This is a genomic window from Halorarum salinum (genome assembly GCF_013402875.1).
In the GTDB taxonomy this organism is placed as follows: Archaea; Halobacteriota; Halobacteria; order Halobacteriales; family Haloferacaceae; genus Halorarum; species Halorarum salinum.
In genome coordinates this window covers 657,562-683,059 of the sequence record NZ_CP058579.1, presented here as the reverse complement: position 1 = coordinate 683,059, position 25,498 = coordinate 657,562, and the positions used below count along the sequence as shown (strand labels likewise).

Below are 25,498 nucleotides of genomic sequence, written 5' to 3'. Positions count from 1 at the left end.
CCGCAGTTCCCCTCCACCCGGACAGCCACTCCTACAGGATCGACGACAACACTGATAACCCGGAGTCGAAACCCACTGAACGCATGGTCTCCCGCACCACCGCCATCGTGATCGCCCTCCTCGCGTTCGTCGGCGGCGCCGCCGCCGGCGGCGTCACGACGGCGGTCGCGATCGACGACCCGTTCGCGGAACAGCCCGACGCCGGCCTCAACGGCTTCGAAACGACGGCGGTCGGCTGCGTCGACCCGACCGAACCCGGCGCCGTCGACCGGACCGAGAGCGCCCCGAACGGCTCCGGCCAGAACCTCACGCTCCGCGAGAACCTCACCGTCGCCGGGCCCGACGTGAGCCTCGACGCCCGGTTCGACCGCATCGCGCCGGAAACGTTCATGCTCGACGTACGGACCGTCCGGGACGGCGACGCCGGTACGTGCGAGGCGGGCCGCGCCGAGGCGCGCTTCGCGGCGAACCTGACCGTGCCGGCCGACTACACGCTCGTCCTGCTGCACGACGGCGAGTACGTCGGCGTGAACTACGCCTCCTCCGACGCGATCGGCGGGAGCGCCGGCGCCGGCCGGAGCGTGTCCGGAGGCGACTCCGGCGGCTCGTCCGGCGGAGCTGACGGGGCCACCCCTGACGGCACTCCGACCGACGCTACTCCGACCGACGGAGCCTCGACCGGCGAACCCACGGCTCACGGAACCGAAGCCGACGGAACCGCGGAAACCGAGTCCTGACCGGGATCACCCAGGGAGCGGGGCCCGCAACGCGGCGCTGTCACCGCTCCCGTCGTCGGTTCCATCGGCCTCGAACTCGCGTTCGAGTTCGACCTCGTCGCCGCCGTCTTCGACGGTCACACTCAGCCCGGTCGCGTTCGCATCGACGTCGAACGTCGCGGTCCCGTTCGCGTCCGTCTCGAACTCGACGATCGAGAGCCCGTCGTCGGCCTGCTGGGTCACGCTGACCGTCGCGTTCTCGACCCCGGTACCGCTCCGGGTCACCGCGACGGTGGCCTCCTCGCCGGCCGAGACGTCGCCGACGAAGGAGGCGTTCAGGGCGGCGTCGTCCGCCGATCCGTCCCCGTCCGCCGACTCGTCGTCCGCGTCGCCTTCGTTCGAATCGTCCTCGTCGACGGGGTCGATGTCCACTTCGTCGCCCGTCCCGGACTCGCCCACGACCGGCTTGAGGATGTACTTGCCCGAGTTGCCGGCCTCGAACGCCGTCATGTCGTAGACGAAGTCGACCGATTCGCCGTTCCCGACGGTGAACCGTTTGTCCACCTGGAGCTTGCTCGACGGGAGCTTGACGTTCACCGACTCGCCGTCCGCCAGCGTTCCGTCGATCCCGCCGACGTGGACGAACACCCTGTCGTAGGTGCCGTTCCCGACGCCGAAGGTGCCGAGCCGCGTCGCGTTCGCCCCCGTCAGCGTCGTCAGGTCGACGGTCCGGTCGTCGACGTCCCGCTCGACCCAGCCGCCGGAGTCGCCGTCGCCCGCGCGGTGCAGACCGACCGCCGTCACCGTCACGTTCAGACGTTCGAAGTCGCCGATGGCGTTCTCCTCGTCGCTCACGTAGAAGGTCATGCTACCCTCCGTGTCGGCGTTCACGTCGCCGTTGCCGCTCGTCCCGTCGGCGCCGTTCCCGTTCGCCTCATCGCTCGAGCCGTCGCCATCGTCGGCCCCATCGTTACCGTTCGCGCCGTTTCCGGCACCGTCGCCGCCGTTCCCGGCGTTGCCCGACCCGTTCGCGTTGCCTCCGCCGGCCGCGGAGCCGTTTCCGCGCTCGAGGGCCTCGATGTCGACCTCGTCGCCGGTGCCGGACTCGCCCGCCACGGGCCGGAGGACGTAGCCGTTCGGGCCGCGTTCGAAGACGGTCACGTCGAAGACGAAGTCGACCGATTCGCCGTTCCCCACCGCGAACCCCTTGTTGAGGCGGAGCCGCTCGCTCGGCAGCTTCACGTCGGCCTCGGAGCCGTCCGTGAGCGTGCCCTCGACCGACTCGACGCGCACGACGACCTGGGTGTAGCTCCCCTCCGGCGCGTCGATGGCGCCGAGCCGCGTGGCGTTCGCGCCCCGGAGCTCGGTCAGGTCGACCGTGACGTCGTCCACCCCGTAGGTGACCCGCTCGCCCTCCGCGGGCCCGGGCGCTTCGGTGCCGTCCTCGGCGGTTCGGTTCCCGTCGTCGCCGGTCCCGTCGCCGTTCTCGTCGGTCGCGCCGGATCCGTCCCCGGCCGGCGTCGCGGTGCCGTTCCCGGCGTCCGCGCGCACCAGGATCACCGCCGAGACGGTGACGTTTAGCTGCTCGAACTGGTCGATCGCGTTCTGCTGGTCGCTGATGAAGAAGTTCACCGTGCCGGTTCCCTCGCCCGAACTGCCATCTTCGCCGGGCGTCACGCCCGCACCACAGCCCGCCGTGACGACGAGCAGCGCGGCGGCGAGCGCGGCGAGCGCGCGGCGGTTCCCCCCGGTTCGTACCATCGTACTCGGCTCTCACTCGGGCTCCGGATATATTCGCTAGCTCCCGAACCGGGATTTAGCCGGATTAATCCGGGACGGCAGCCGGATGGCGTGGGGCACGCGAACGCACCACGCGGTAGCTGGGGCGAGGACGACGCGAGCCCTTCGATTCGGCAAGAGCGGCCCGGGGAGGGTGCGAGACGGGCGCGGACGGCGGCGCGCCGCTTCCGACAGCGTTTCACAGCGGGCACCCACACTACCGGACATGACGCTGCGGGTGACCTTCCTCGGGACGAGCGGCGCGGTGCCGACGGTCGAGCGCGCCCCCAGCGCGCTCCACGTCAACCGCGAGGGCGACGAACTCCTGTTCGACTGCGGGGAGGGTACCCAGCGGCAGATGATGCGGTACGGGACCGGATTCGGGCTCTCGCACGTCTTCGTCACCCACCTCCACGGCGACCACGTCCTCGGCATCCCGGGGCTCGTCCAGAGCCTCGACTTCAACGACCGCGAGGAGGCGCTCGCCATCCACGGCCCGCCGGGGTCGAAGCGGACGCTCCGGCAGCTCGTCCACGCCGGCGGCCACGACCCCTCCTACCCGGTCCGGGTCGACGAGGTCCGCCCGGGGAACGTCGCGCTCGCCCGCGAGGAGTACCAGGTTCGGACGTTCGAGACGGACCACCGGACGACCTCGATGGGGTTCGTCCTCGCGGAGGCCGACAGGAAGGGCCGGTTCGACCGCGAGAAGGCCGAGGAGGAACTCGGCATCCCGCCCGGCCCGGCGTACGGCCGACTCCACGCCGGCGAGGCCGTGGAACTGGGTGACGGCAGGGTCGTCCAGCCGGAGGAGGTCGTCGGCCCGCCCCGACCCGGACGGACCGTCGCGTACACCGGCGACACGCGGCCGAGCGAGGCGACCGTCGAGGCGGCGCGGGACGCCGACCTGCTGATCCACGACGCCACGTTCGCGAGCGAGGACGCCGACCGCGCCCGCAGTACGGCCCACTCGACCGCCGCCGAGGCGGCCGACGTCGCCCGTCGGGCCGGCGCGAACCGACTGGCGCTCACGCACATCTCCTCCCGCTACGCCGCCCGCGCGGGCCTGCTGGAGTCGGAGGCCCGCGAGGCGTTCGAGCGGGAGGGGTACGACGGGGACGCGTTCGTCCCCGACGACGGCGACGAACTCGAGGTGCCGTTCCCCGACGCCGGCTGAGCCGCTTCCAGGCCGTCCGGTGCACTTCCCAGGTAACCCGGTCGCTTCCGACGCGAGTCCGCGCCGATCGGGCGACGCGGACTCGCGTGCCGGGGCCGACGCGGACTCGCGTGCCGGGGCCGACGCGGGGCTCGCTCATCGCCACGGCTGACTACGTTTCTCACACGCCGGCACCGCTCCCCTCATAGCGACCGAAAAGTCCGTTCGGGCGAACCCCCGTCCGATGACGACCCCCGAACTCCGCCTGCTCCTGGCCGACGAGAACGCCGGCTTCCGCGCGGCCGCCGTCGAACTACTGGCGCGGGAAGGCATCGCCGTCGAGACGGCGGGCCGGGTCGAGTTCGCCCTCCAGCCCGCGCGGCGGGCCGACTGTCTCGCGGTCGACCCGCGGTCCTCGACGGAGGCGTACCGGGCCGCCTGGGTCGCCTGTCGCGGCCCGCCGCTCGTGGTCGTGACCGGCGCGCCCGTCGAGGACGTGCCCGAGGTCGTGCTGGCCGACGCGGCCGCCTACGTCGAGAAGGGAAGGCGGGAGACGTTCGCGCTGCTCGGCGGGGCGGTCCGCGCGGCGGCGGGCGGCCGGCGGGAACCGCTGCCGGTCACCGACGCGGCCTGACCCCGCGATCACCACGTGGCGTGATCCGCCGTCGCCGACGCCGACGCGGTGGAACGACCCGCGGACGGGACGTTCGGCCGACGTCGGCCGGCCGCGCGCCGGCCGGTCCGTCGACGCCGAGTGGCGGTTTCGGCGCGGCCTTTTTACCCCCGAACCCCCAACGGAGGGCCGTGAACGCCCGGACGAGCGTGCTCGACTCCCTCGTGTACGGGGTCGACGTGCAGAGCGGTGACATCCGGGGCGACGCGCCCTCCTACGCCCTGGTGGCATTCGACGGCGAGACGCTGGAACGCGACGTGGTGAGCGCCCGGAAGCTCAGGCGACTCATCGACGCCGAGGGACCCGCGCTCGTCGCGACGGACAACATGTACGAACTGGCCGAGGACAAGGACGCCCTCGTCCACTTCCTCCGCGCGCTCCCGGCCGAGACGACCCTCGTGCAGGTGACCGGCGACGAACGGCCGGAGCCCCTCTCCCGGGTCGCCGCCCGCCACGGCGTCCCGTACGGGAAGGACCCGATGCAGGAGGCCGAGGCCGCCGCGCGGCTCGCGGCCGCGAACGTCGGCTACGCGGTGCGCGCGTTCGCCGACACGACCACCGTGAAGGTCTCGCGCGGCCGGTCGACCGGCAAGGGCGGCTGGAGCGAGGACCGCTACACCCGCCGCATCCACGGCAACGTGAAGCGGCGCGCCCGCGAAGTCGAGTCGAAGCTCGAGGAGGCGAAACTCGAGTTCGAGATGGAAGCGAAGGAGAAGTACGGCGGCTACGGCAACGCCGTCTTCACCGTCGAGGCGCCCCCGGGGGAGATCCCCGTCTCGCGGAACCGCTCGGGCGACACCCGGGTCGAGATCGAACAGGAGCGCCGGGACGGCGTGGAGTTCGAGCCGCTGGCCAAGCGCCGGGACCACGTCATCGTCGGCATCGACCCGGGGACGACGACCGCCGCGGCCGTCCTCGACCTCGACGGCAACGCGCTCGACGTGCTCTCGACCCGCACGGCCGACACCGCCGAGGTCATCGAGTGGCTCGTCGAGCGCGGCAGGCCGGTCGTCGTCGCCGCGGACGTCCACCCGATGCCCGAGACCGTCGAGAAGTTCAGGCGCTCCTTCGACGCGGCCGGCTGGGCGCCCGAGCGCGACCTGCCCGTAGACGACAAGCTGCAGCGGACCGAGGACGTCGCCTACGACAACGACCACGAGCGGGACGCGCTCGCGGCGGCGCTGTACGCCTTCGACGACCACGAGGACCAGTTCGAGCGGGTCACCCGCAAGACGCCCGCCGGGGTCGAGCGCGGCGAGGTGATCGCCCGCGTCGTCGCCGGCGGGCAGTCGGTCGAGGCCGCGCTCCGGGAGCTGACCGACGACCCCGACGAGGAGGAGGCGGAGTCGGGCCACGAGCCGCGGGAACTCACCGCCGAGGAGGAGCGCATCCGCGACCTCGAGGCCCGCGTCGAGCGCCTGCAGGACCACGCCGACGGCCTGAAGGACGACCTCGGCGCGAAGGACGAGCGCATCGCCGAACTGGAGGAGGAGCTCACCGAGACCCGTCGGGAGGAGCGCCGCGAGGCCAGGCGGGACCGCGAGGTGACCCGCCTCCGGCGCGAGAACGACCGGCTGGAGCGCGAGCGCGACGAGGCCGAGGAGCACGCCGAGGAGCTGGAGGGGAAGCTCGACCGCCTGAAGGCGCTCTGGAAGCTCGACCACGACAACTTCTCGGACGTGGCCGGGGGCCGCGACCTGATTCCGGTGAAGGTGATAGAGCAGTTCACCAAGTCCGCCATCGAGCACGCAGACGAGCAGTTCGGGCTCGCCGCCGGCGACGTGGTCCTCCTCCGGGACGCCTCGGGCGCCGGCCGGGCGACCGCGGAACTGCTCGCCGGGACGGAGCCGAGGGCGGTGCTCAAGAGCGGCGGCCTCTCGGACGCCGCCGACGAGGCGCTGTTCGAGCACGAGATCCCGGTCGGGCCGGCCGGGGACGTGCGGACCCAGGAGGTCGACGAACTGGCGGTCGCCCGCGAGAGCGACGTCGAGGACCTGATCGACGACTGGCACGATCGCGCGGCCGAACGCGAGCGCCAGCAGACCGTCGACATGGTCGACGAGATCATCTCCGAGCACCGTGCGAGCGGGGTCGAGTGAGTCGCCGAACGGGGGCGGAGTCTCCGCTCGCGGGCGAACCCGTCGACCCGCGAGCGAATCCGGTCTCCACGGCTCGACCCGACTCGAAACCCCGTTAGCGACGGGCTATCCGGACGGCTGACGAACCGGGGGTCGGGGTAAGTCCGGAACCGTGCTACTGCGGCGTGAACGACCCGTCATCGGGGGTGCCCGGAAACCCCTTCGTTTCGGGTGGAACGTGGGTGCTTACCACGGGAGTCGTACCCGTTCCCGGTTCGCACCCGTTCTCAGTTCACGCGCTCGACCTCGTAGCCGCACTCGCGGACCGACGAGAGGATCTGGCTCGCGTGCTCGTGGCCGCTCGTGACGACGCGGAAGACGAGGTACGCCTCGCCGACGCGGAGGTCCTCGACCGCGCGATCGTGCCGGACGTTCCGGATGTTCGCCCCCTGGGCGGCGATGCGGTCCGAGAGGCGCGCCATCTCGCCCGGCTCGTCGTCGATGCGCACCCGGAGCCGGAGGAGCTGGTCGCGGTCGGTCATCGCGTGGGTGAGCACCGTCTGGAGCATCGACATGTCGATGTTCCCGCCACAGAGCAGCGGGACGACCGTCTCGCCGGTCACGTCGAGGTCGGGCGAGAGCATCCCGGCGACGGAGGTCGCGCCGGCGCCCTCGACGAGCTGTTTCGCGCGCTGGAGCAGCGTGAGGATGGCGTGGGAGATCTCGTCGTCGCTGACGGTCACCACCTCGTCGACGTGCGCCTCGATCAGGTCGTAGGTGAGCGACGAGATGCCGCCGGTGGCGATGCCGTCCGCGATGGTCCGGGTCTCCTCGATGTTGATCGGCTCCCCCTTGTCGAGGCTCCGCGGGACCGTCGCGGCCTCCTCGGCCTGCACGCCGACGACGCGGACCTCCGGCGCCACGGCGTCGAGCGCGGTCGCGATGCCCGAGATGAGCCCGCCGCCGCCGATGGGGACGACCACGGTGTCCACCTCGGGCACCTGCTCTGCGATCTCGAGCCCGAGGGTGCCCTGGCCCGCGACGATGTCCGGGTCGTCGTAGGCGTGGACGAACAGGCTCCCCGGCTCGTCGGCCAGTTCCTCGGCGTGCGCGAGCGCGTCCTGGAACTCGTGGCCGTGGAGGACGACCTCCGCGCCGTAGCCCCGCGTGGCGTTCACCTTCATCTGCGGGGCGGTCTTCGGCATCACGATGGTCGCCGGGACGCCCTCGTGGGAGGCGGCGAGCGCGACGCCCTGGGCGTGGTTGCCCGCGCTGGCGGCGACGACGCGCTCGACGTCGCCGCCGGCGGCGACCCGGGCGAGCTTGTTCGAGGCGCCCCGCGTCTTGAACGAGCCGGTGCGCTGGAGGTGCTCCATCTTGAGGCGGACGTCGGCGCCCGAGCGTTCCGAGAGCGACCGCGACCGCTCGACCGGCGTCTCGCGGACGATGTCGGGGTCGAACCGCTCCCTCGCGTTCCGGATGGCGGTGACGTCGACGGTGGTCATGGGTCGGGGGTCGCCGCGAGCGTACAAAAATTGCGGGAATAGGTACCCTCCCCGTGGGTGGAGGTCGACGTATCGCTGTGGCAACGACCGCGGAAGCCCCCGCGGCTGTCGGCTCCGGGGCTACGGAAGACGGTCCTCCTCGCTGCGCTCGTCGGCTGCGACTTCCGAGGTCACCCTCACTCCGTCCGCGTGACCCTCGCTGCGCTCCTCGCGCTCGCTCCCTTCGGTCGCTCGCACTGTGGTGCTTGTCTCGTCCGCGTTCGCCGACAGCCGCGGGGGCTTTCGAGGTCGTCATGGTTGTGCCGGAGGCGTACGACTGAACCGACCCGAACGCGCCGCTCCCTACTCCGAATCGGCACCGAACCCGGTCGCCTCGGCCTCCGCCAGCGCGCGCTCGGCGGCCTCGTCGATGGAGAACTCCCGGACCACCTCGCCGTCGCGGACCAGCGGCTCCAGCAGCGGCTCGCCGTCCTCGGGGCCCTCGCGCCCCCGAAGCCCGACGTGGTGCCCGCCGTCGGCGGTCCGGTACGCCTCCTTCACGCCCGATAGCTTCCCGCGCTTGGACGTGGGTTCGCCGTCGAGTTCCACGATGTCCAGCGCGAAGTCCACCGGGTCGGCGTTGCTGACGTACCCCCCGACGCCGAAGCCGTCCGCGACGTCCCGGAGGCGCCGGAGGTCGCCGGGACCGAGCCCCCCGGAGAGGAAGACGTCCACGCCGTCCAACCCGCGGGCGTCGAGTTCCCACCGTACCTCGCGGACGATGTGTCGGAAGTCGCCCCGGCGGGAGCCGGTCGTGTCGAGCCTGACGCCCGAGAGCCGGTCGCCCAGTTCCTCGACCGCGCGGATGGTCTCGTCCTTCTCGTCGGTGTAGGTGTCACAGAGCGCGATGCGGGGGGTGTCCGCCGGGACCGCCTCGTCGAAGGCGCGCCAGGCGGCCTCCTGCTCCCCGGGGCCGAAGCAGATGATCAGCGCGTGGGGCATCGTCCCCGACGCCTCCCGGCCGATCACCTCCCCGGCGGCGACGTGCGAGAAGCCGTCGAAGCCGCCGACGAGCGCGCTCCGCTCGACCATCGCCGCGACGCTCGGGTGGACGTGCCGGGCGCCGAAGGAGAGCACGTTCGCGTCGGGCGCCGCGCGGCGGCACTCCAGGGCCGCGGTGGCGGCGCCGGAGGCGTGCGAGAGAAAGCCCAGAAGCGACGTCTCCATGCGCGCGAACTCGAGGTAGCGCCCCTCGACGCGCAACACGGGCCCCCCGTCGAACAGCGTCCCCTCCGGGAGCGCGTCGACGTCCACGTCGAGCCCCGAGAACAGCGCGGCGGCGTCCTTCACGCCGGCGAGGAGTTCGAACTCGCCGTCGGGGAACTGGTCCGCGGTCACCTCCGCGACGACGTTCGGGTTCCGGTCGGCGTGCCGGAGCGTCTCCTCGGTCCGGGCGAAGTAGGCGTCCGTGGCGCGGCCCTCCCGAACGGCGGCCGGCGGAACGACGTCGAAATCGGGCGCGGGAGCGTCCATCGCCGGGGGATTCGTCCGGTCGAGGGAAAAGGTCACGCTTCGCGGCCGGACGACGCGCCAGCGGACGGGACGGGCGGGCGCCGGGGGATGCCGGGCCGGAACCGGCCGGGTCAGTCCCGACGCGCGAGGAGTGCGGCGATTCCCACGGCGGCGACCGCGACGAGGAAGCCGAAGCCGGCGCCGGTCGTCTCGGTCGGGTTCGCGGACGTCGCTGTCCCGTCGTTGCCGCCCTTCGCTCCGTTCTCGCCGCTCCCGCCGTTTTCGTCGGTCGGCGTCGCGGTCGGGCCCTCCGGGGTCGAGGTCGCCGTCCCCGCCGCGAGCGCGGGCCGGATGTCCTCGACGTCCTCGACGGTCGGCCCGTTCACGATGATCACCTCCCGGCCGTCCCGGACGACGAGGAAGGCGTCCTCGAACGGGCCGTCGGGCACGACGTAGTAGCCGTCGTCGGTCTCGCGGGCGTCGTGGGCCTCCAGCATCCGGAGGTAGGCGTCGTTGAACTCGGTCGCGTCCGCCTCGGTGTCCCACGCCGTCTTCCAGACGTAGCCGTTCCGGGCGTCCTCACCCTCGCCGTTGCGGTACGGGAACACGCGGTCGTTCGCCCAGCCGTTCGAGGGTTCGGCGTCGTAGTTGTACGTGTCGTACTCGTTCTCGACGTCGAACAGCGTCCGTGGGTTCACGGTGTCGGCGCCGTACTGGCTCGCCTGGTACCAGAACATCGCGAAGATGGACGCCTCGCCGACGGTGTCCGAGCCGTTCTGCCCCCGGTCCGGGTACGTCTCCCAGCCGTTCCGGGCGGTGTCCTCGAACTCCATCGATTCGGGCTCCTCGTCGGTCACGTGGATTATCTGCTCGGACGAGCGCGGCGGGTCCTCGAACCGCTCCTCGAACGCATCCCAGCCGCCCTCCTGGACCAGTTCGTTCACGTACACCGGGCCGTCCGAGTAGGGATTGAAGATGGTGAGCAGGACGCCGAGGTTCGGGTTCCCGCCGTCGCCGCCCCCTGAGTCGGGCGTCTCGACGCAGTTCCACTCCTCCCCGCAGCGCTCCGAGTAGCGCGACTCGACGTAGTTCGCCTCGCCCTCGACCACGCCGTTGACACCGAGGTCACCGTCCTGGGTGTGCGCGGTGTACGTTTCGTTCGTCAGGTCGTACTGCTGGTCCTGGAGCGCGTGGACCAGTTCGTGGACGAGCGTGGCGTTGCTGACGGTCGGCTCCTCTGGCGTGCCCGTGATGATCTTGATCTCGTCGTCCCGTGGCGAGTAGAACCCCGCGACCGAGGTGCCCTGCGTCTCGCCGATCGCCTCCGCGGAGCCGGTGTCCTCGCCCACCACGAACATCGCCTCCCACACCTGGTCGTTCCAGCGGTTGTACTCCGGCCGGTCGCCCATCCGTCCTTCCGTCTGGTTGCGGTACTCCTCGCGGCTGAGGATCTCGACGGGGACGGTTTCGTCGAACTCCTCCTCCCGGACGTACTCGACCCGCGCCATCGATCGGGCGACGAACAGTTCCAGCTCCGTGTCGTTCAGCCCGTCGGACTGGTCGACGTGGATGCTCTCGTTGTGCCAGACGCCGTTCTCCCAGCCGATCGTGTCGTTCTCGGGGTCGGGCGGCGCGTCGTCGGCCCAGGTCCCCGCGGCCGCGACCTGCTCGCCCGGCGTGGCCGCCGCGACCGGGGCGAGCGAGGGAACGACCAGGAGGGCGACGAGCAGGAGCGCGCCGAACCGCCTGGAGCGGACCGACGGGGAGGAGCGTCGCATACTCCGGCATGGAACTGCGGGTGTAAGTACCTTGTCCGCAAGCACGACCCGGGTGTACCGGTCCGGACCGCGTCGCCCCGGCTCCCGCCGGTTCGACCCGGCGGATCGGGCGAGTCCTTTTGCTCTCCCGTCACCACGCTTCCGACATGAGGTTCGACCCAGATCGCACCGCCGTCGTCGTGGTCGACATGCAGAACGGCTTCTGCCACCCGGACGGCAGCCTGCACGCGAAACGGAGCGAGGCCGCCATCGAACCGGTCGGGACGCTCGTCGAGCGCGCGTCCGCCGCCGACGTTCCGGTCGTGTACACGCGGGACGTCCACCCTCCGGAACAGTTCGAGGACGCCCACTACTACGACGAGTTCGAGCGCTGGGGCGAGCACGTCGTCGAGGGCTCCTGGGACGCCGAACTGATCGACGACCTCCCGACCGACGAGGCCGCCCACGTCGTCGAGAAGCACACCTACGACGCGTTCTACCGGACGAACCTGGAGGGCTGGCTCGACACTCACGGCGTCGACGACCTGGTGATCTGTGGCACCCTCGCGAACGTCTGCGTCCTCCACACTGCCGGCTCGGCCGGGCTTCGCGACTACCGCCCGGTCGTGGTCGCCGACGCGCTCGGCTACATCACCGAGGACCACCGCGACTACGCGGTCGAACACGCCGGTTGGCTGTTCGGCGAGACGACGGAACTGGCGGACGTGACGTTCGAGTGAGCCTGCTTGCCCCGGTACTCTCGATGGGGGAGTACCGGCCGAGATGTACCTCGAACGCGCCCGCGGGTCTCGTATCCGATGTTGGCCCACCCGTCATGGAGCAGTTCCCGAAAGGGGCAGCGGGTCTCGGCTACCGGAAGACGGTCCTGCTCGCTCACTACGTTCGCTGTGCGGGCCGTGACTTCCGTTGTCACCCTCGCTCGCGTGACTCGCGCGGCCGGCTGCGCTTTACCTCGGAGCAAGCTCCTCGGAAGTGCACGAAAATCGGAGATTTTCGGCACGACGAGACGGCCACGCCGTCTCGAACCGTCACGCTCGCTGGTGCTCACGTGACCCTCGCCCCTTCACTCCGTTCGGGCGCTCCGGTGCTTGACCGCCCGTGCTTCCCCGAGAGCCGCGGCCCCTTTCGGTCCAACCCACCGTAGCCGCAGCCACGCCCTCCCCAGCCGATTCGCTCGTTCCCTCGCTGCCGCTCGGTCGCTCACTCATCCCTCGCGCGTATTCGGTCGCACACTACCCGGGACCTGCGGTCCCGTGAGGTCACCCTCGCTCGCGTGACCGAGGCGCGGCCGCCGCGCGCCGAATGCCGGTCGAACGAGTCGGGGAGAATCAGGAAGAGGGGGCTACTCGGTCCGGAACGCCCGGTCTCCGGCGTCGCCGAGGCCGGGGACGATGAACCCCTCGTCGTTGAGGTGGTCGTCGATGGCGACGGTGAGCAGGTCCGCCTCGGGGAACTGCTCGCCGACGCGGACGAGTCCGTCGGGCGCCGAGACCGCCGAGAGCACGAACAGGTGTTCCGGGTCGGGACCCTGTTCGAGCACGTGGTCGAGCACGGCACACATCGTCGACCCGGTCGCGAGCATGGGGTCGGCGACGATGACCGTGTCGGACTCCCTGATCTCGGGGAGCTTCGTGTAGTCGATGCTGATGGGGAAAGTGCCGTCCTCGCCCATGCCGGCCTCCTCGTTACGGCCGGCCGAGATGACGCCCTGCTTCGCGCGGGGGAACGCCTTGAGCAGGCCCTCCACGAACGGCGTCGCCGCGCGGAGGACGTTGACGATGACCACGTCGTCGAGCCGCTTCACCCGCTCGCCGGTCGTCTCGGCCAGCGGGGTCCGGATGGAGACGAACTCCGTCTCCATCGCGCCGTCGATGATGTCGTAGCCGCAGATGCGGCCGAGTTTCACCAGCCCCTTCCGGAAGGCGACCTGCGAGGTCTCCACGTCGCGAAGCCGCGAGAGGGTGTCCTTGGCGAGCGCGTGGGTGATGAGGTGCGCGTCCCCACGTTCCTCGATTGGCATGCTAGAGGGGCGGACGGGGACGGCCATAAACCCCGGCGGAACGGCCCGTCCGGGGCAACGAACCGCGGCTCGCGGCGGGGAGCGGTCGTCCGCGTCCCTCGCCGTCGGCGGTCGGCGGCCGTGATTCGACGACTGTCGATCGTTCCTACGACGCACGGCCACCGAAATCGCGACTTTCGAAACGTTTACCCGAATTTCCGGTCGCTGTTTACGTGGTATGACGAAGGTTAGCATCATCGGCGCGGCGGGGACGGTGGGCGCGGCGGCCGGCTACAACCTCGCGCTCCGGGACATCGTCGACGAGCTCGTGTTCGTCGACATCCCGGACCAGCGGGAGACGACGGTGGGACAGGCGGCCGACACCAACCACGGGATCGCGTACGACTCGAACACCACGGTCGTGCAGGGCGAGTACGAGGACACCGCGGGCTCGGACGTCGTGGTCGTCACGGCCGGCATCCCCCGGCAACCGGGCCAGACGCGCATCGACCTCGCGGGGGACAACGCACCGATCATGGAAGACATCGGCTCCTCGCTCGCGGAGTACAACGACGACTTCGTCTCGATCACGACCTCGAACCCGGTCGACCTGCTGAACCGCCACCTGTACGAGGCGGGCGACCGCGACCGGCACGAGGTGATCGGCTTCGGCGGCCGACTCGACTCCGCCCGGTTCCGCTACGTCCTCTCGGACCGCTTCGACACCCCCGTGAAGAACGTCGAGGCGACCATCCTGGGCGAGCACGGCGACGCGCAGGTCCCGGTCTTCTCGAAGGTCCGCGTCGACGGCCGCGACCCCGAGTTCACCGCCGACGAGCGCGAGGAGATCCTCGGCGACCTGCAGGAGTCCGCGATGGACGTCATCGAACGCAAGGGCGCGACCCAGTGGGGCCCGGCGACGGGCGTCGCCCACATGGTCGAGGCCGTCCTGCACGACACCGGCGAGGTGCTCCCTGGCTCGCTCCCGCTCGACGGCGAGTTCGGCCACGATGACACCGCCTTCGGCGTCCCCGTCAAACTCGGCTCGAACGGCGTCGAGGAGGTCGTCGAGTGGGAGCTGGACGACTACGAGCGGGAGCTGATGGACGAGGCCGCCGAGAAGCTCTCCGACCAGTACGGGAAGATCTCGTAGACCGGTCGCCGCGTCCGATCGTACCGTCGACGCACCCCCGCTTTTCCGTCGACGCGCCATCGACGGGGACACCTCGCGTCGCGAACCCGGACCGCTGACATCCCCATCGGGACCTGCTTCTGGGGCTGCTACCGGTCGGTCCGCTGGGGATGGTTCCGTCCGCCGCGCTCGCCGCGTGGTTGTCGGTCGGGTCGCCGACGCTCACGGTGGGGTGGAACCGTCGACGTCGACCGACGTCGGCCGGCGACGGCGGCGACTACTCGACGTAGATTTGAAGTACGATACCGGAACCACACGCCCCGTGACCTGATCGAGGCCACGCGGCGGCGAGCGGTCGTGCGGTGGCCCGCCGTGTGGGACGTATCACCGCCCGTCAGCCAAGCAGCCTACAGCCGCGAGCGGAGCGCTTCCGCCGTCTTGGCGCCGACGCCGGGGACGTCCCGGAGGTCGTCGGCGCTCGCCGCGCGGACGTTCTCGACCGAGCCGAACCGTCGGAGCAGACGTCGCCGGGTCCGCGGGCCGACGCCGGGTACCTCGTCGAGCACCGTCGAGACGTCGTCGCGGAGCGTCTGATGGTACTGCACGGCGAAGCGGTGCGCCTCGTCGCGCACTCGCTGGAGCACGTGGAGCGCCGGGTCGTCGTCGGGCCAGTCGCGCACCCCGTCGGGCGTGACGACCAGCTCCCGGTCCTTCGCGAGCGCCACGACCGGCGCGTCCCAGCCGACCTCCCGGAGCGCGTCGCGGGCCGCGCCGAGTTGCCCCTCGCCGCCGTCGACGAGCAGCAGGTCCGGGTCAGACCTGTCGTCGCGCCCCTCGACCGCCCGCTCGGCGCGCCAGCGGACGAGTTCGCGCATGTTGCCGTAGTCGTCGTTCTGGTCGACGAGCTTCTTGCGCCGGTAGTCCGACTTCTCGGCGGTCCCGCCCACGAAGCAGACGTCCGAGCCGACGACGTGTCTCCCCTGGCCGTGGCTCACGTCGAACCCCTCGATGCGCTCCGGTCGATCGACGCCGAGTCGGTCACCCAGCGCCGCCAGTCCGTCCGTCTTCGTCGGCGCGTTCCGGGCGTTCTTGAGCGCCAGCTCGACCAGTTTCGCCTCGCGTCCGGCGCCCGGCACGCGTACCGACACCCCTTCGGCCGCGAGCCAGTCGAGCACGTCGCCGTCGGCCGGCCGCTCCGAGAGGAGGATCGCGTCCGGGAGCTCCCGTTCGGCGTAGTACTGGACGAGGAACGCCGCGAGCACCGCCGCGACTCGGCCCTCGCCCTCCGGCGCCTCGAGGGAGTGACGCGTCCGGTCGACCAGCTGTCCCCGCTCGCTGTGGAGTCGCGCGACCGTCGCCGCGTCCCCCTCCAGGGCGGCGCCCAGCACGTCGACCGCCCGCTCGTCGGACCGGCCCGAGACCGCCTCCTCGCCCTCGCCATGGAAGGACTCGATCGCGTCGAGCCTGTCCCGGAGGTTCGCGGCGCGCTCGTACTCGTGCTCCCCCGCTGCCTCGTTCATCGCTCGTTCGAGGGGGTCGGCGAGCACGCCGGTCTCGCCCTCGAAGAACCGCGTCGCCGACTCCACGTCCGCGCGGTAGTCGTTCTGGGAGATCTCGCCGGTGCAGGGGGCCGAACACAGTCCCATCTCGTAGTCGAGGCACGGGCGGTCGCGGCCGGCGTACTTGTGGTCCGAGCAGCCGCGCAGCCCGTACGTCTCCCGGAGCGCCTTCACGACCGTGTCCACCCGGCCCTTGTCGGTGAACGGGCCGAACACGGTCGCGCCCTCCTCGGGGTCGCGGGTCACCTCGATTCGCGGGACCGGATGGTCCGTCAACTGGACCAGCGGGTAGGACTTGTCGTCCTTCAGCCGGACGTTGAACCGCGGGGTGTGCCGCTTGATGAGGTTCGCCTCGAGCAGCAGCGCCTGCGTCTCGGTGTCCGTGACCGCGAAGTCCAGCGCGTCGGCCCGCTCGACCATCCGTCCGACGCGGACGGAACGAGGGTCGGCGTAGGAGCGCACCCGGTCGCGGACGTCCACCGCCTTGCCGACGTAGAGAACGGCGTCCCCCTCGAGGAACTGGTAGACGCCGGGCTCGCGCGGGAGGGTCCCGGCCCGGTCGCGGACCTCGCTCGCATCCATCGAACGCCCATCGGCGCTCCGGCCGCTTGAGGGTGACGCGTCTCCCCCGCGCCGGTATCACACGTGAATATTGGGGGGCAACGTTAAGGGGGGAGTGGCGACCCGCTCGAACGTATGCCGTCGCTACTCAGTCGCGTTCGGGGCTGGTTCGCCGCCGAGAGCGACCCGGTGCCGGACGGCGGCGTGACCGTCGAGTCGGGAGCCGACGGGAGCGCCGCGTTCGAGGAGGAGGAACGGGACGCGGACGAACTGAACGTCGACGACGACCTGCTGCTCGACGGGGTCGGGTCGCCGGTGTTCATGCTGGACGCCGACGGGGAGGTCGTCGCGTGGAACAGGGCGATCGAGGAACTGACCGGCGCGTCCAGCGAGGAGGCGGTCGGACACTCCCACGCGAGCGAGATGTTCTACCCGGACGGCCGCCGGGCGAAGACGCTCGCGGACAAGGTGCTCGAGGCCCCGGAGACGACCCACGTCGAACACGACGTCGACCTGGCGGACGAGGGGCTCTCGCTGTACGCCGACACGAGCGTGATGACCGACCAGCACGGCAACGACCGGCACATCTACTTCACGGCGATGCCGCTGTACGAGGACGACGAGGTCGTCGCCGTCATCGAGACGGTCCAGGACCGGACCGAACAGGTCCGCCGTCAGGAGGCGGTCGAGGCGCTCGTCGACGAGCTGCAGGGAACGATCACGCGGCTCATCGACGGCCACCTGGAGGCGCGCGCGTCGTTCGACGACGAGGACGGCTGCCTCGACGAGCGGCTGCTCGGCGTCGTCGACGAACTCAACGAGATGGCGGGGGCGTTCGAGTCGACCGCCGCCGGCGTCGACGAGCAGACCGGCCGGCTGGAGGGGTCCGTGGAGGAGGCCGTCGACGCGGCCGAGGACATCGCACGGAACGTCGGCGAGCAGAACGAACTGCTCACCGAGGGGGTGAGCGAGATGCAGACGTTCTCCGCGTCGATGGAGGAGGTCGCGGCCACGGCCGAGGAGGTCGACACCGCGGCCGAACAGGCCCGCGAGGCGGCCTCCGAGGGGCTGGACGCCTCCGAGGACGCGCGGGAGGCGACGGACGACGTGACCGAGATCGGCGAGGAGCTCGTCGAGTCGGTCACGGATCTGGGCGACCGGATGGACGACATCGAGTCGGTCGTGGAGGTCATCTCCGACGTGGCAGAGCAGACGAACCTGCTCGCGCTGAACGCCAACATCGAGGCGGCGCGGGCCGGCAAGGACGGCGACGGCTTCGCGGTCGTCGCGGAGGAGGTGAAGACGCTCGCCGACGAGACGCGCCAGCACACCGAGCAGATCACCGGCAGCATCGAGCAGCTCCAGAACCAGACCGACTCGACGGTCGTGGCCGCCGAGCAGTCCCACCAGCAGATCGACCACGCGGCCGACCAGATCGACGACGTGCTGGAGGCGTTCGAGGACATCGCGGCCTCCATCGACCAGGCCGCCGACGGCATCGCCGAGGTGTCCCGCGCGACCGACGACCAGGCGACGACCGTCGAGGAACTGACCGCGACCATCGAGGACGTCCGCGAACGCTCGGGCGAGACCGAGGACGCGGCGGACCGCATCGTGGCCGCGACCGACCAGCAGACCGACGCCATCGAGGACCTCTCGGCGCAGGTGCGAGAACTCCGCGACGGGACGGCCGCGGACGGGGGCGACGCCGCCGGCGGCCGGGCGTTCGACGACGCCGAGTTCCGCACCGACGGAGGGGTGGGACCCGACCCGGACTCGTCGGCGGACGGCGAGGATCTGGGCGGGTTCCGGTTCCCCGCGTCGACCGAGTAACGTGACCCGACCGCCGATCCACGGAGGTCGGCGGCCCCGACGGCCCCGTCGACCCGCAGCCCGGCGCCCGGCGCCACCCCGTCTCTCCCCCGCCGACCGTGCAATCGCTTTTCACCCCACTCGCCCACACACGACGCATGCGACTGTGGCTCGTCGAGCGGGAGTACGACGCCAGACAGACCGTCTCGCTCACGTACGCGAGCGAGGACGGCGAACGGTACTACCGGCGGCAGGCGTCGGTGGAACTGCTCGGTCGGAACCCGGCGACCGCGGCGGTCGACCGTCCGGAGTCGGACCTGGAGGCCGTCGAGAGCGACGGGACGAAGGAGCGGTACGCCGCGGAGGCCCGGCGGATGGCCGAGCGCTACGACCCCGACGAGGAGGTGTGACTCCCCGAACCGGGCCCCTTCGACGGGGACGTCGGGGAAGGGCAGAGCCGTCCGGCGCGACCTAACGCCAGTTCTCGAGCACCGGCGCGTCGCCCGACTCCACGGAGATCCACGCGTCCTCCCGCGTGATGTCGGCGATGACGAACTCGGAACTGTCCTCGTCGACCGATGCCATCACCTCTGACTCCGTGCAAGCGGGTGTCATGTATGTGACTCTCTTACAGGGACGTATAAATCAATCGAATCGACAGTACCGGAACGCTGGCCCGGACACGGCCCTATTGTCGTATCCGAACCCCATACATTTTCGACTCCGTCCGATGGATTTTACTTCGCTCGGTCCAGGGACGAGCTATGTCTTCACAGGACACGGGGGAGGATGAAACCGGACGAGGCGTATCGAGGAGGACGTTCGTACGCGCGAGCGGCGCGCTCGCCGGCGCGGGGTTGCTCGGCGGGGTCGGCGTCCGGACGACGGCCGCCGCGACGGACGGGGACGGCGGGTTCCGGAACTGGCGCGCGATCGAGGCCCAGCGGGTGTGGGACCGGGGCTACCGCGGCCGTCGGGACCGGACAATCGGGCTCACGGACTCGGGACTGGACTCCCGACACCCCGACCTGGGGCCGTGGAACGGCGTCACCGCGTTCCTCGAGGGCGGGGAACTGAAGCTGACGAAGCCGGACGAGAACGACCTCAGCCGCGTCGACACCGGCGACGGCGAGTCGTTCTCGGGGACGATGGGTCCGGGGACGTTCGCCACCGGCGAGGAGGCGTACCACGAGTTCACGGCCCCCGAGGGCGCCGAGGAACTCGACGCGTCGCTGTCGTGGGGACCCGTCGAGGACAACGACCTGGAGTTCCGCGTCGACGCGTGGACGGGCGACGCCTGGGAGACCGAAGCCCGCGCCGCGACCGGCGACCAGCCGGAGACGCTCGTCGGCGTCCCGGTCGACCCCGGTTCCGACTACCGCTTCGTCGTCGAGGCGTACCTCAACACGACCACCGAGTACGGGATCGACGGGACCTACTACGCCATCGAGGGGACCCGGACGACCTACGGCGACGACGTGGTGTTCGAGGGCGTGGACGGCGGGGCGACCGCTGACACGCCAAAGACCGTGGGCTGGTACGACGCGGGTTCGCGGTACGGCAGCTACGACCGGCCCCGCGACGAGAACGGCCACGGCACCCACTGCTCGTCCATCATGGGCGGCAGCGGACGGGCGAGCGCCGTCGACGCCGACAGTGTGACCGTCGAGGAACCGGGCGTCACGCTCGACACGGTCGCCGGGGCGGCCCTCAGCTACGACGTCGAGGCCGACGCCGGAACCGGCGTGTTCGGGTCGGCGTACGGCGCCGCGATCGAACTGTTCGTCGAGGGGCCCGAAGGGGAGGAGCTGGATTCGGCGACCGTGAGCGCCGACGGCGACCCCGGCGCGAACGTCGTCGTCGAGGCCCCCGCCGTCGACTCCGGCACGTACACCGTGACCGTGCGGACCGCCGAGGGCGAACTCGACGCGTCGGCGTACGTCGAGTCCGTCGCCGCCGGCGCGTTCCTGGACCCCGAGGCGACCGCCGGCGACCGGGAGACGGGCGGCGACGGCCTCCACACCGGCGTCGCACCCGACCACAGCCTGATCTGTCTGCAGGGGCTCTCCGCCCCGACCGAGGACCTCGGACGCCACGCCGACCAGTTCGCCGAGACGTTCGAACTTCGCGCGGTCAACATGTCGTGGGGCTACGTCGGCGGCCTCCCGCTCGGCGCCGCCGCGGGCACGCTGGACCGCATCCCCGGCGTCGTCAAGGAGATCGCGGAGGCGGGCGTCCTGACGCTCGCGGCCGCCGGCAACGCCGCGACGCCGATCAACGGCAACGGCTCGCCCGCCGTGGCCGACGAGGCGGTGAGCGTCGTCGCGACCGGCCCGCTCGACGGCATCTCGGGCTACTCCTCGGGCGGCATCGGCGCGATCGACGAGGACGACTACGACGCGTACATGAAGCCGGACGTCACCGCGCCCGGCGGCACCGTCACGGACCTGGCGAACGCCGCGATGAACGGCGTCGCGGACGTTCCAGAGTCCGAGCAGGCGCCGATCCGCGACTACACGGGGAAGGCCGGCACCTCCATGGCGGCGCCGTTCACCACCGGAACGGCCGGGCTGGTCGCCCAGGCGATGGAGGAGGACGCCCCCGATGCGCTCTCGCTGCCCGCGCCCGCCGACGCGGCGATGGCCGACGCGATGCGGCTGAAGGGCGTCCTCCTCGCCACGGCGAGCGAGACGGCGCTCACGGCCGCGCCGTACCACCGCGCGAAGGCGCCGACGTACGACTTCGGCGGCCGGGACCCGTTCGAGGGGTACGGCCGGCTGAACGGCGACGCCGCCGTCGACGCCGTCACCCGCGAACTGTCGGGGACGACGAGCGAGACGGTCGGACTGGACCTCCCGCACGACGAGCGCGCGGTCGCGGGCTACGTCGACCTCGGCGTCGGGAACCTCGACGCGAGCGTCGAGTTCACGGGCTACGAGGGCGAGGACGCGGGGAAGGCGACCGCGCCGCCCCACGTCGACCTGTTCGTCTACGACGGCGGGAACCCGGCCGACCACGGCGAGCCGAACGTCGTCGACCGCGCGGCCGGCGTCGCCGGGTCGGCCTCCGTCTCGGCCAGCGAGGAGCGTGGAGGCGGCGGCTCGACGTACCTCGTCGTCGCGAAGCTCGTCGACGTTCCCGGCGCCGTGAACGGCGACGACGTCCGGGCCACGTTCGACCTCTCGGTGGAGAAGGCGCCCGGCGTCCGCGCCCGCGGGCGACGCGGGAAGGACGGCGACGGGGACGACGGCCTGCTCGGTGCCGGCGTCCTCCACACCGTCGAAGTGACCGTCGAGGCCGACGAGGACGCCGTCGTGCGCGACGTCGTCCCGGACGGCTGGGACGTGATGGACGACCTGCTCTCGGTCGTCACCGACGACGACTCCGGCGCCACGTACGCCGAACTCGGCGAGGTCGCGGCGGGCGAGGAGGCGACGTTCACCTACGAGGTGGAGACGCCGACCGACCTGCTGGACCTCCCGCAGGAGCACCTGTTCGGACCGGTGCAGATCGACGCCGGTGACGGGTGGACCGGCGTGGCGGGGACCGCCGGGACCGTCGGCGTCGAGGGCGAGTAATCCTCGTCGTTCGGTTCTAGGTTTTCGCCGGCGGGAGCCCGTTCGCGGTTGGCTCGAACCCTCCCGCAGTTGTCGGCGCGGTGGTTGATTCGGTCGTCGCGGAGCAGTTCCCGAAAGCCCCCGCGGCTGTCGACTCCCGCGACCGACGCTGCGCTCCTCGCGCTCCCTCCGGTCGCGCTCCGGTGCTTGCGTGGTCGGGGTTCGCCGACAGCCGCGGCCCCTTCCAGTCCCGCCCGCACCGCAGCCTCCTGTGCTCCTCGTGTTCGCTCCCTCCGGTCGCTCACACACCGGTGCTCGTCCCTCGCGCACGTCCGGCGGGCACGGAGGCCCGCCGGCACGCGCCACCGCACTCATTGAACCTAGCCACGTGGCGCGCGGCGGCCGCGCGGAGCGCGGCCGCTCGTGCGAGGCTCACGCGACCGCAGCGAGGGTGAGTTCCGAGGAGCTCGCTCCGAGGTGAGGCGAGGTCCCGACCGGAGGGAGGGCATCGCCGGTTGGGGAGGGCGTGGCCGCGGTGCGGTGGGTGGGACTGAAAGGGGCCGCGGCGCTCGACTCGGTGCGGCCGCTGCGCTCCTCGCGCTCGTTACACTCGCGCTGCGGTGCTCGGCGGTCCGCGCCTTCGTCCAGCGCCGCGAGGGCTTTCGGCAACTGCTCGATGGGAAATCGAACGAACCACGAGCCGGGCGCCGCGAGGGGTTCCGGAAACCGTGCCACGACGGCCGAACCGACCCCGAGGTCGACCGCACCGAGGACCCTTGAGGCCACCCCGGAACCCACGCCCACGAATCGCGAGGAACACCGTACCAACCCGAACCACACCTTCGCAGTATACAAGAGGCGTCGCGCGGTACACCCCTGTCATGAAGGTAGCCGACGCGATGACGTCCCGGGCCGATCTCGTCACGGTCTCGCTTCCGGGTGCGCGCGACGACGCGCTGGAGTACCTGCAGGAACACCGATTCTCCTCGGTACCCGTGGTCAAGGAGACGGACGCCGGCGAGGAGTACCGCGGACTCGTCTCGCGGGACGACCTCATCGAGCGCCCCGACGAGGACCAGTTGGCGATCCTCATGCGGGAGGTCCCGACCGTGACGCCGGAGACGTACCTCCGGGACGCGGCCCAGCTGATGGTCGGCTCCGGGACCCGCCGGCTGCCCGTCGTCGAGGAGAACGACGGCGACGCGCTCGCCGGCATCGTCACCGTCACCGACGTGGTCCACGCCATCGCCCACGGCGAGGTGGAGACGGACGCGACCTGCGGCGACGTCGCCGGCGCGGACGTGAACACGACCTACAGCGGCGCGCCGCTCCCGGTCGCCGAGCGGGAGCTCTACTTCGCGAACGTCCCGTACGCGGTGACGCTCGACGACGAGGGGGAGATGGACGGGTTGCTCACCGAGGTCGACATCCTCGAGGTCGCCCGCGTCGTCGAGGGCGCCGACGACACCGGCGACTCCATCGCCGACGAGGACGACGACTGGAAGTGGGAGGGCATCAAGGCGGTCGGCAGCGCCTACATCCCGACCCGGAACGTCGAGATCCCCGCCGAACCCGTGCGCGGGTTCATGACCGAGGACGTGCTCACCGTCTCGCGCAAGCGCTCGGTCCAGGAGGCCGCCCAGGAGATGATCTCGAACGACGTCGAACAGCTCCCGCTGGTGACCGGCGGCGACCTCGCAGGCATCGTCCGGGACGTGAACCTGCTGGAGGCGCTCTGATGGCGAGCCAGCGGGACGTGATGGAGCTGGCGAAGCGCCGCGGCTTCTTCTTCGGCGCGAACGGCGCCTACGGCGGCGTCGCCGGCTTCTACACCTACGGCCCGAAGGGCGCCGCGCTGAAGGACAACCTCGAGTCGGCCTGGCGCGACCGCTTCACGGTGAAGCAGGGCAACCACGAGATCGAGGCGCCGACCGTGATGCCCGAGGCCGTCTTCGTGGCGTCGGGCCACCTCGACGGCTTCGACGACATGCTCGTCGAGTGCCCCGAGTGCGGCGTCTCCCACCGCGCGGACCACCTCGTCGAGGGCGCGACCGACGTCGAGGACGCCGAGGCGCTCGGCCCGGAGCGCGTCGGCGAGCTCATCGCCGAGCACGGCATCGAGTGCCCGAACTGCGGCGCGGCGCTCGCCGACGAGCCGGTCGAGGACTTCAACCTCATGTTCGAGACGAGCATCGGTCCCGGCTCGGGCCAGCCCGGCTACCTCCGCCCCGAGACCGCGCAGGGCATCTTCGTGGAGTTCCCCCGACTGAAGGAGTACGCGCGGAACCGCCTCCCGTTCGGCGTCACCCAGATCGGCCCGGCCTACCGGAACGAGATCAGCCCCCGGCGGGGCATCATTCGCATCCGGGAGTTCACGCAGGCCGAACTGGAGACGTTCATCGACCCCGAGACTGACGAGCCGCCGCTCGAGGAGGTCGCCGACGTCGAGGTGACGCTCTACTCCGCCGTCGAACAGGATGCAGAGGACGGCGAGCCGTACGAGACGACCGTCGGCGAGGCGGTCGAGGAGGGCGTGATCGGCTCCGACTGGGTCGGCTACTACCTCGGCGTCGCGCAGGGCTGGTACGAGCGCGTCGGCGTCGACACGGACCGCTTCCGCTTCCGCCAGCACCTCCCCGGCGAACTCGCCCACTACGCGGCCGACTGCTGGGACGCCGAGTCGGAGGTCACCGGCGACTGGATCGAGATCACGGGCTTCGCCTACCGGGGCGACTACGACCTCTCGAAGCACGCCGAGCACTCCGGCGAGTCGTTCACCGTGTTCAGACAGTACGACGAGCCGAAGACGGTCGAGCGCCCGACCGTCGACCCCGACATGGCGACGCTCGGCCCCGAGTTCGGCGGGCAGGCCGGCGACGTGGCCGACGCCCTCGAGTCGCTCGCCGCGCGCGACCCGGACGCGTTCGACGCGGAGACGGTGACCGTCGAGGTCGACGGCGAGGAGCTATCGGTCCCGACCGAGGTGGCGAACTTCGCGGTCGAGGAGGTGACCGAGAACGGCGAGCACGTCACCCCGCACGTCGTCGAGCCCTCGTTCGGCGTCGACCGGGTGCTGTACACGCTCGTCGAGCACGCCTACCGCGAGGACACCGTCGACGGCGAGGAGCGCACGTACCTCGCGCTCGACCCCGAACTCGCGCCGACGGACGCCGCCGTGTTCCCGCTCGTCTCGAACGACGAGCGCCTCCTCGAACTGGCCGACGGGGTGACCGACGACCTCCGCGCGGCGGGGCTGGCGGTCGAGCACGACGACGCCGGCTCCATCGGCCGCCGATACCGGCGGCAGGACGAGGTCGGCACGCCGTTCTGCGTCACCGTCGATCGCGACGGCCTCGAGGGCGACGGCCCGGACACGGTCACCGTCCGCGAGCGCGACACGGCCGCGCAGGTGCGCGTGCCCGTCGCGGACGTGGCCGGGGAACTGGAGACGCTGCTGGACGCCGAGACGGACCGGACCTTCACGGATCTCGAATCGGCGTACGGAACCGTCGAGACGGACGTCGAGACGGCGTAGGATGACCTGGGAGGGCCGGCGGCCGGCGGCAGGGGGGGCGGCGACCGGCCGGTTCGTCCGGGCGGCTCGCGGCCGGGTGCGCACGGCCCGCGGGCGGCAACGGCACGGCCGTAGGCAGGAATGGCCCGGCCGCGGACCGCGGTGGACGAACCGCGGCCGGGGAGGACGCG

Annotated in this window: 18 protein-coding genes; 11 read left to right on the top strand and 7 right to left on the bottom strand. The window is 71.4% G+C overall.

Annotation, left to right across the window (positions count from 1 at the left end):
- Positions 1–83 precede the first annotated feature (83 nt).
- Positions 84–737, top strand: a complete 654-nt coding sequence (locus HUG12_RS03230) for a hypothetical protein (RefSeq protein ID WP_179267397.1) — start codon at positions 84–86, stop codon at positions 735–737.
- Between the two features lie 6 nt (positions 738–743).
- On the opposite strand, the gene HUG12_RS03225 is transcribed toward HUG12_RS03230, so the two are convergent.
- Positions 744–2,477 carry a DUF4382 domain-containing protein gene (locus HUG12_RS03225; RefSeq protein WP_179267396.1) on the bottom strand — a complete coding sequence of 578 codons (1,734 nt, stop codon included), beginning with the start codon at positions 2,475–2,477 and terminating at the stop codon, positions 744–746.
- A 244-nt stretch (positions 2,478–2,721) separates the two neighbouring features.
- Between HUG12_RS03225 and rnz the strand changes: the two genes are divergently transcribed.
- From rnz to HUG12_RS03210, 3 genes are all read left to right on the top strand, one after another.
- A complete protein-coding gene (rnz, locus tag HUG12_RS03220; RefSeq protein WP_179267395.1) occupies positions 2,722–3,669 on the top strand; it encodes a ribonuclease Z in 948 nt (315 codons plus the stop codon).
- Between the two features lie 223 nt (positions 3,670–3,892).
- Positions 3,893–4,282, top strand: a complete 390-nt coding sequence (locus HUG12_RS03215) for a DNA-binding transcriptional response regulator (protein WP_179267394.1) — start codon at positions 3,893–3,895, stop codon at positions 4,280–4,282.
- 170 nt (positions 4,283–4,452) lie between these two features.
- Entirely contained in the window at positions 4,453–6,420 is a 1,968-nt protein-coding gene (locus HUG12_RS03210; protein ID WP_179267393.1) for a DUF460 domain-containing protein, read from the top strand.
- A 266-nt stretch (positions 6,421–6,686) separates the two neighbouring features.
- On the opposite strand, the gene ilvA is transcribed toward HUG12_RS03210, so the two are convergent.
- From ilvA to HUG12_RS03195, 3 genes are all read right to left on the bottom strand, one after another.
- Positions 6,687–7,904 carry a threonine ammonia-lyase gene (gene ilvA, locus HUG12_RS03205; protein WP_179267392.1) on the bottom strand — a complete coding sequence of 406 codons (1,218 nt, stop codon included), beginning with the start codon at positions 7,902–7,904 and terminating at the stop codon, positions 6,687–6,689.
- Between the two features lie 342 nt (positions 7,905–8,246).
- Positions 8,247–9,416, bottom strand: coding sequence for a nicotinate phosphoribosyltransferase (locus tag HUG12_RS03200; protein WP_179267391.1), 1,170 nt, complete (start codon positions 9,414–9,416; stop codon positions 8,247–8,249).
- Positions 9,417–9,526: 110 nt separating this feature from the next.
- On the bottom strand, positions 9,527–11,173 hold the full coding sequence (locus tag HUG12_RS03195) for an Hvo_1808 family surface protein (RefSeq protein ID WP_179267390.1): 1,647 nt from the start codon (positions 11,171–11,173) through the stop codon (positions 9,527–9,529).
- A 146-nt stretch (positions 11,174–11,319) separates the two neighbouring features.
- Between HUG12_RS03195 and HUG12_RS03190 the strand changes: the two genes are divergently transcribed.
- Entirely contained in the window at positions 11,320–11,892 is a 573-nt protein-coding gene (locus HUG12_RS03190; RefSeq protein WP_179267389.1) for a cysteine hydrolase family protein, read from the top strand.
- Between the two features lie 623 nt (positions 11,893–12,515).
- Here HUG12_RS03190 and upp read toward each other — a convergent pair.
- Entirely contained in the window at positions 12,516–13,193 is a 678-nt protein-coding gene (gene upp / locus HUG12_RS03185) for a uracil phosphoribosyltransferase (protein WP_179267388.1), read from the bottom strand.
- A gap of 217 nt (positions 13,194–13,410) precedes the next feature.
- Between upp and mdh the strand changes: the two genes are divergently transcribed.
- Positions 13,411–14,325 carry a malate dehydrogenase gene (gene mdh / locus HUG12_RS03180; protein ID WP_179267387.1) on the top strand — a complete coding sequence of 305 codons (915 nt, stop codon included), beginning with the start codon at positions 13,411–13,413 and terminating at the stop codon, positions 14,323–14,325.
- A gap of 386 nt (positions 14,326–14,711) precedes the next feature.
- On the opposite strand, the gene HUG12_RS03175 is transcribed toward mdh, so the two are convergent.
- Entirely contained in the window at positions 14,712–16,445 is a 1,734-nt protein-coding gene (locus tag HUG12_RS03175) for an excinuclease ABC subunit C (protein ID WP_179267386.1), read from the bottom strand.
- A gap of 114 nt (positions 16,446–16,559) precedes the next feature.
- Between HUG12_RS03175 and HUG12_RS03170 the strand changes: the two genes are divergently transcribed.
- Positions 16,560–18,257 (top strand): methyl-accepting chemotaxis protein, encoded by a 1,698-nt coding sequence (locus HUG12_RS03170; protein ID WP_179267385.1) that lies wholly within the window; start codon positions 16,560–16,562, stop codon positions 18,255–18,257.
- 137 nt (positions 18,258–18,394) lie between these two features.
- Entirely contained in the window at positions 18,395–18,646 is a 252-nt protein-coding gene (locus tag HUG12_RS03165) for a hypothetical protein (RefSeq protein ID WP_179267384.1), read from the top strand.
- 61 nt (positions 18,647–18,707) lie between these two features.
- On the opposite strand, the gene HUG12_RS22170 is transcribed toward HUG12_RS03165, so the two are convergent.
- Entirely contained in the window at positions 18,708–18,821 is a 114-nt protein-coding gene (locus HUG12_RS22170; RefSeq protein WP_449405260.1) for a DUF7556 family protein, read from the bottom strand.
- Between the two features lie 179 nt (positions 18,822–19,000).
- On the opposite strand from HUG12_RS22170, the gene HUG12_RS03155 reads away from it, so the two are divergent.
- From HUG12_RS03155 to glyS, 3 genes are all read left to right on the top strand, one after another.
- Complete coding sequence (locus tag HUG12_RS03155) at positions 19,001–21,814, top strand: S8 family serine peptidase (protein WP_179267382.1); 2,814 nt, start codon at positions 19,001–19,003, stop codon at positions 21,812–21,814.
- An 860-nt stretch (positions 21,815–22,674) separates the two neighbouring features.
- Positions 22,675–23,532, top strand: coding sequence for a CBS domain-containing protein (locus HUG12_RS03150; RefSeq protein ID WP_179267381.1), 858 nt, complete (start codon positions 22,675–22,677; stop codon positions 23,530–23,532).
- Positions 23,532–25,328, top strand: a complete 1,797-nt coding sequence (glyS, locus tag HUG12_RS03145; RefSeq protein WP_179267380.1) for a glycine--tRNA ligase — start codon at positions 23,532–23,534, stop codon at positions 25,326–25,328. Before HUG12_RS03150 ends, glyS begins: the two co-directional genes overlap by 1 nt.
- The last annotated feature ends 170 nt before the right edge of the window (positions 25,329–25,498 follow it).

Excerpts from the sequence above, each read along its gene's own strand:
- HUG12_RS03230 (WP_179267397.1), top strand. The coding sequence starts at position 84 with ATGGTCTCCCGCACCACCGCCATCGTGATCGCCCTCCTCGCGTTCGTC.
- HUG12_RS03225 (WP_179267396.1), bottom strand. The coding sequence starts at position 2,477 with ATGGTACGAACCGGGGGGAACCGCCGCGCGCTCGCCGCGCTCGCCGCC.
- rnz (WP_179267395.1), top strand. The coding sequence starts at position 2,722 with ATGACGCTGCGGGTGACCTTCCTCGGGACGAGCGGCGCGGTGCCGACG.
- HUG12_RS03215 (WP_179267394.1), top strand. The coding sequence starts at position 3,893 with ATGACGACCCCCGAACTCCGCCTGCTCCTGGCCGACGAGAACGCCGGC.
- ilvA (WP_179267392.1), bottom strand. The coding sequence starts at position 7,904 with ATGACCACCGTCGACGTCACCGCCATCCGGAACGCGAGGGAGCGGTTC.
- HUG12_RS03200 (WP_179267391.1), bottom strand. The coding sequence starts at position 9,416 with ATGGACGCTCCCGCGCCCGATTTCGACGTCGTTCCGCCGGCCGCCGTT.
- HUG12_RS03195 (WP_179267390.1), bottom strand. The coding sequence starts at position 11,173 with ATGCGACGCTCCTCCCCGTCGGTCCGCTCCAGGCGGTTCGGCGCGCTC.
- HUG12_RS03190 (WP_179267389.1), top strand. The coding sequence starts at position 11,320 with ATGAGGTTCGACCCAGATCGCACCGCCGTCGTCGTGGTCGACATGCAG.
- upp (WP_179267388.1), bottom strand. The coding sequence starts at position 13,193 with ATGCCAATCGAGGAACGTGGGGACGCGCACCTCATCACCCACGCGCTC.
- mdh (WP_179267387.1), top strand. The coding sequence starts at position 13,411 with ATGACGAAGGTTAGCATCATCGGCGCGGCGGGGACGGTGGGCGCGGCG.
- HUG12_RS03175 (WP_179267386.1), bottom strand. The coding sequence starts at position 16,445 with ATGGATGCGAGCGAGGTCCGCGACCGGGCCGGGACCCTCCCGCGCGAG.
- HUG12_RS03170 (WP_179267385.1), top strand. The coding sequence starts at position 16,560 with ATGCCGTCGCTACTCAGTCGCGTTCGGGGCTGGTTCGCCGCCGAGAGC.
- HUG12_RS03165 (WP_179267384.1), top strand. The coding sequence starts at position 18,395 with ATGCGACTGTGGCTCGTCGAGCGGGAGTACGACGCCAGACAGACCGTC.
- HUG12_RS22170 (WP_449405260.1), bottom strand. The coding sequence starts at position 18,821 with ATGGCATCGGTCGACGAGGACAGTTCCGAGTTCGTCATCGCCGACATC.
- HUG12_RS03155 (WP_179267382.1), top strand. The coding sequence starts at position 19,001 with ATGTCTTCACAGGACACGGGGGAGGATGAAACCGGACGAGGCGTATCG.
- HUG12_RS03150 (WP_179267381.1), top strand. The coding sequence starts at position 22,675 with ATGAAGGTAGCCGACGCGATGACGTCCCGGGCCGATCTCGTCACGGTC.
- glyS (WP_179267380.1), top strand. The coding sequence starts at position 23,532 with ATGGCGAGCCAGCGGGACGTGATGGAGCTGGCGAAGCGCCGCGGCTTC.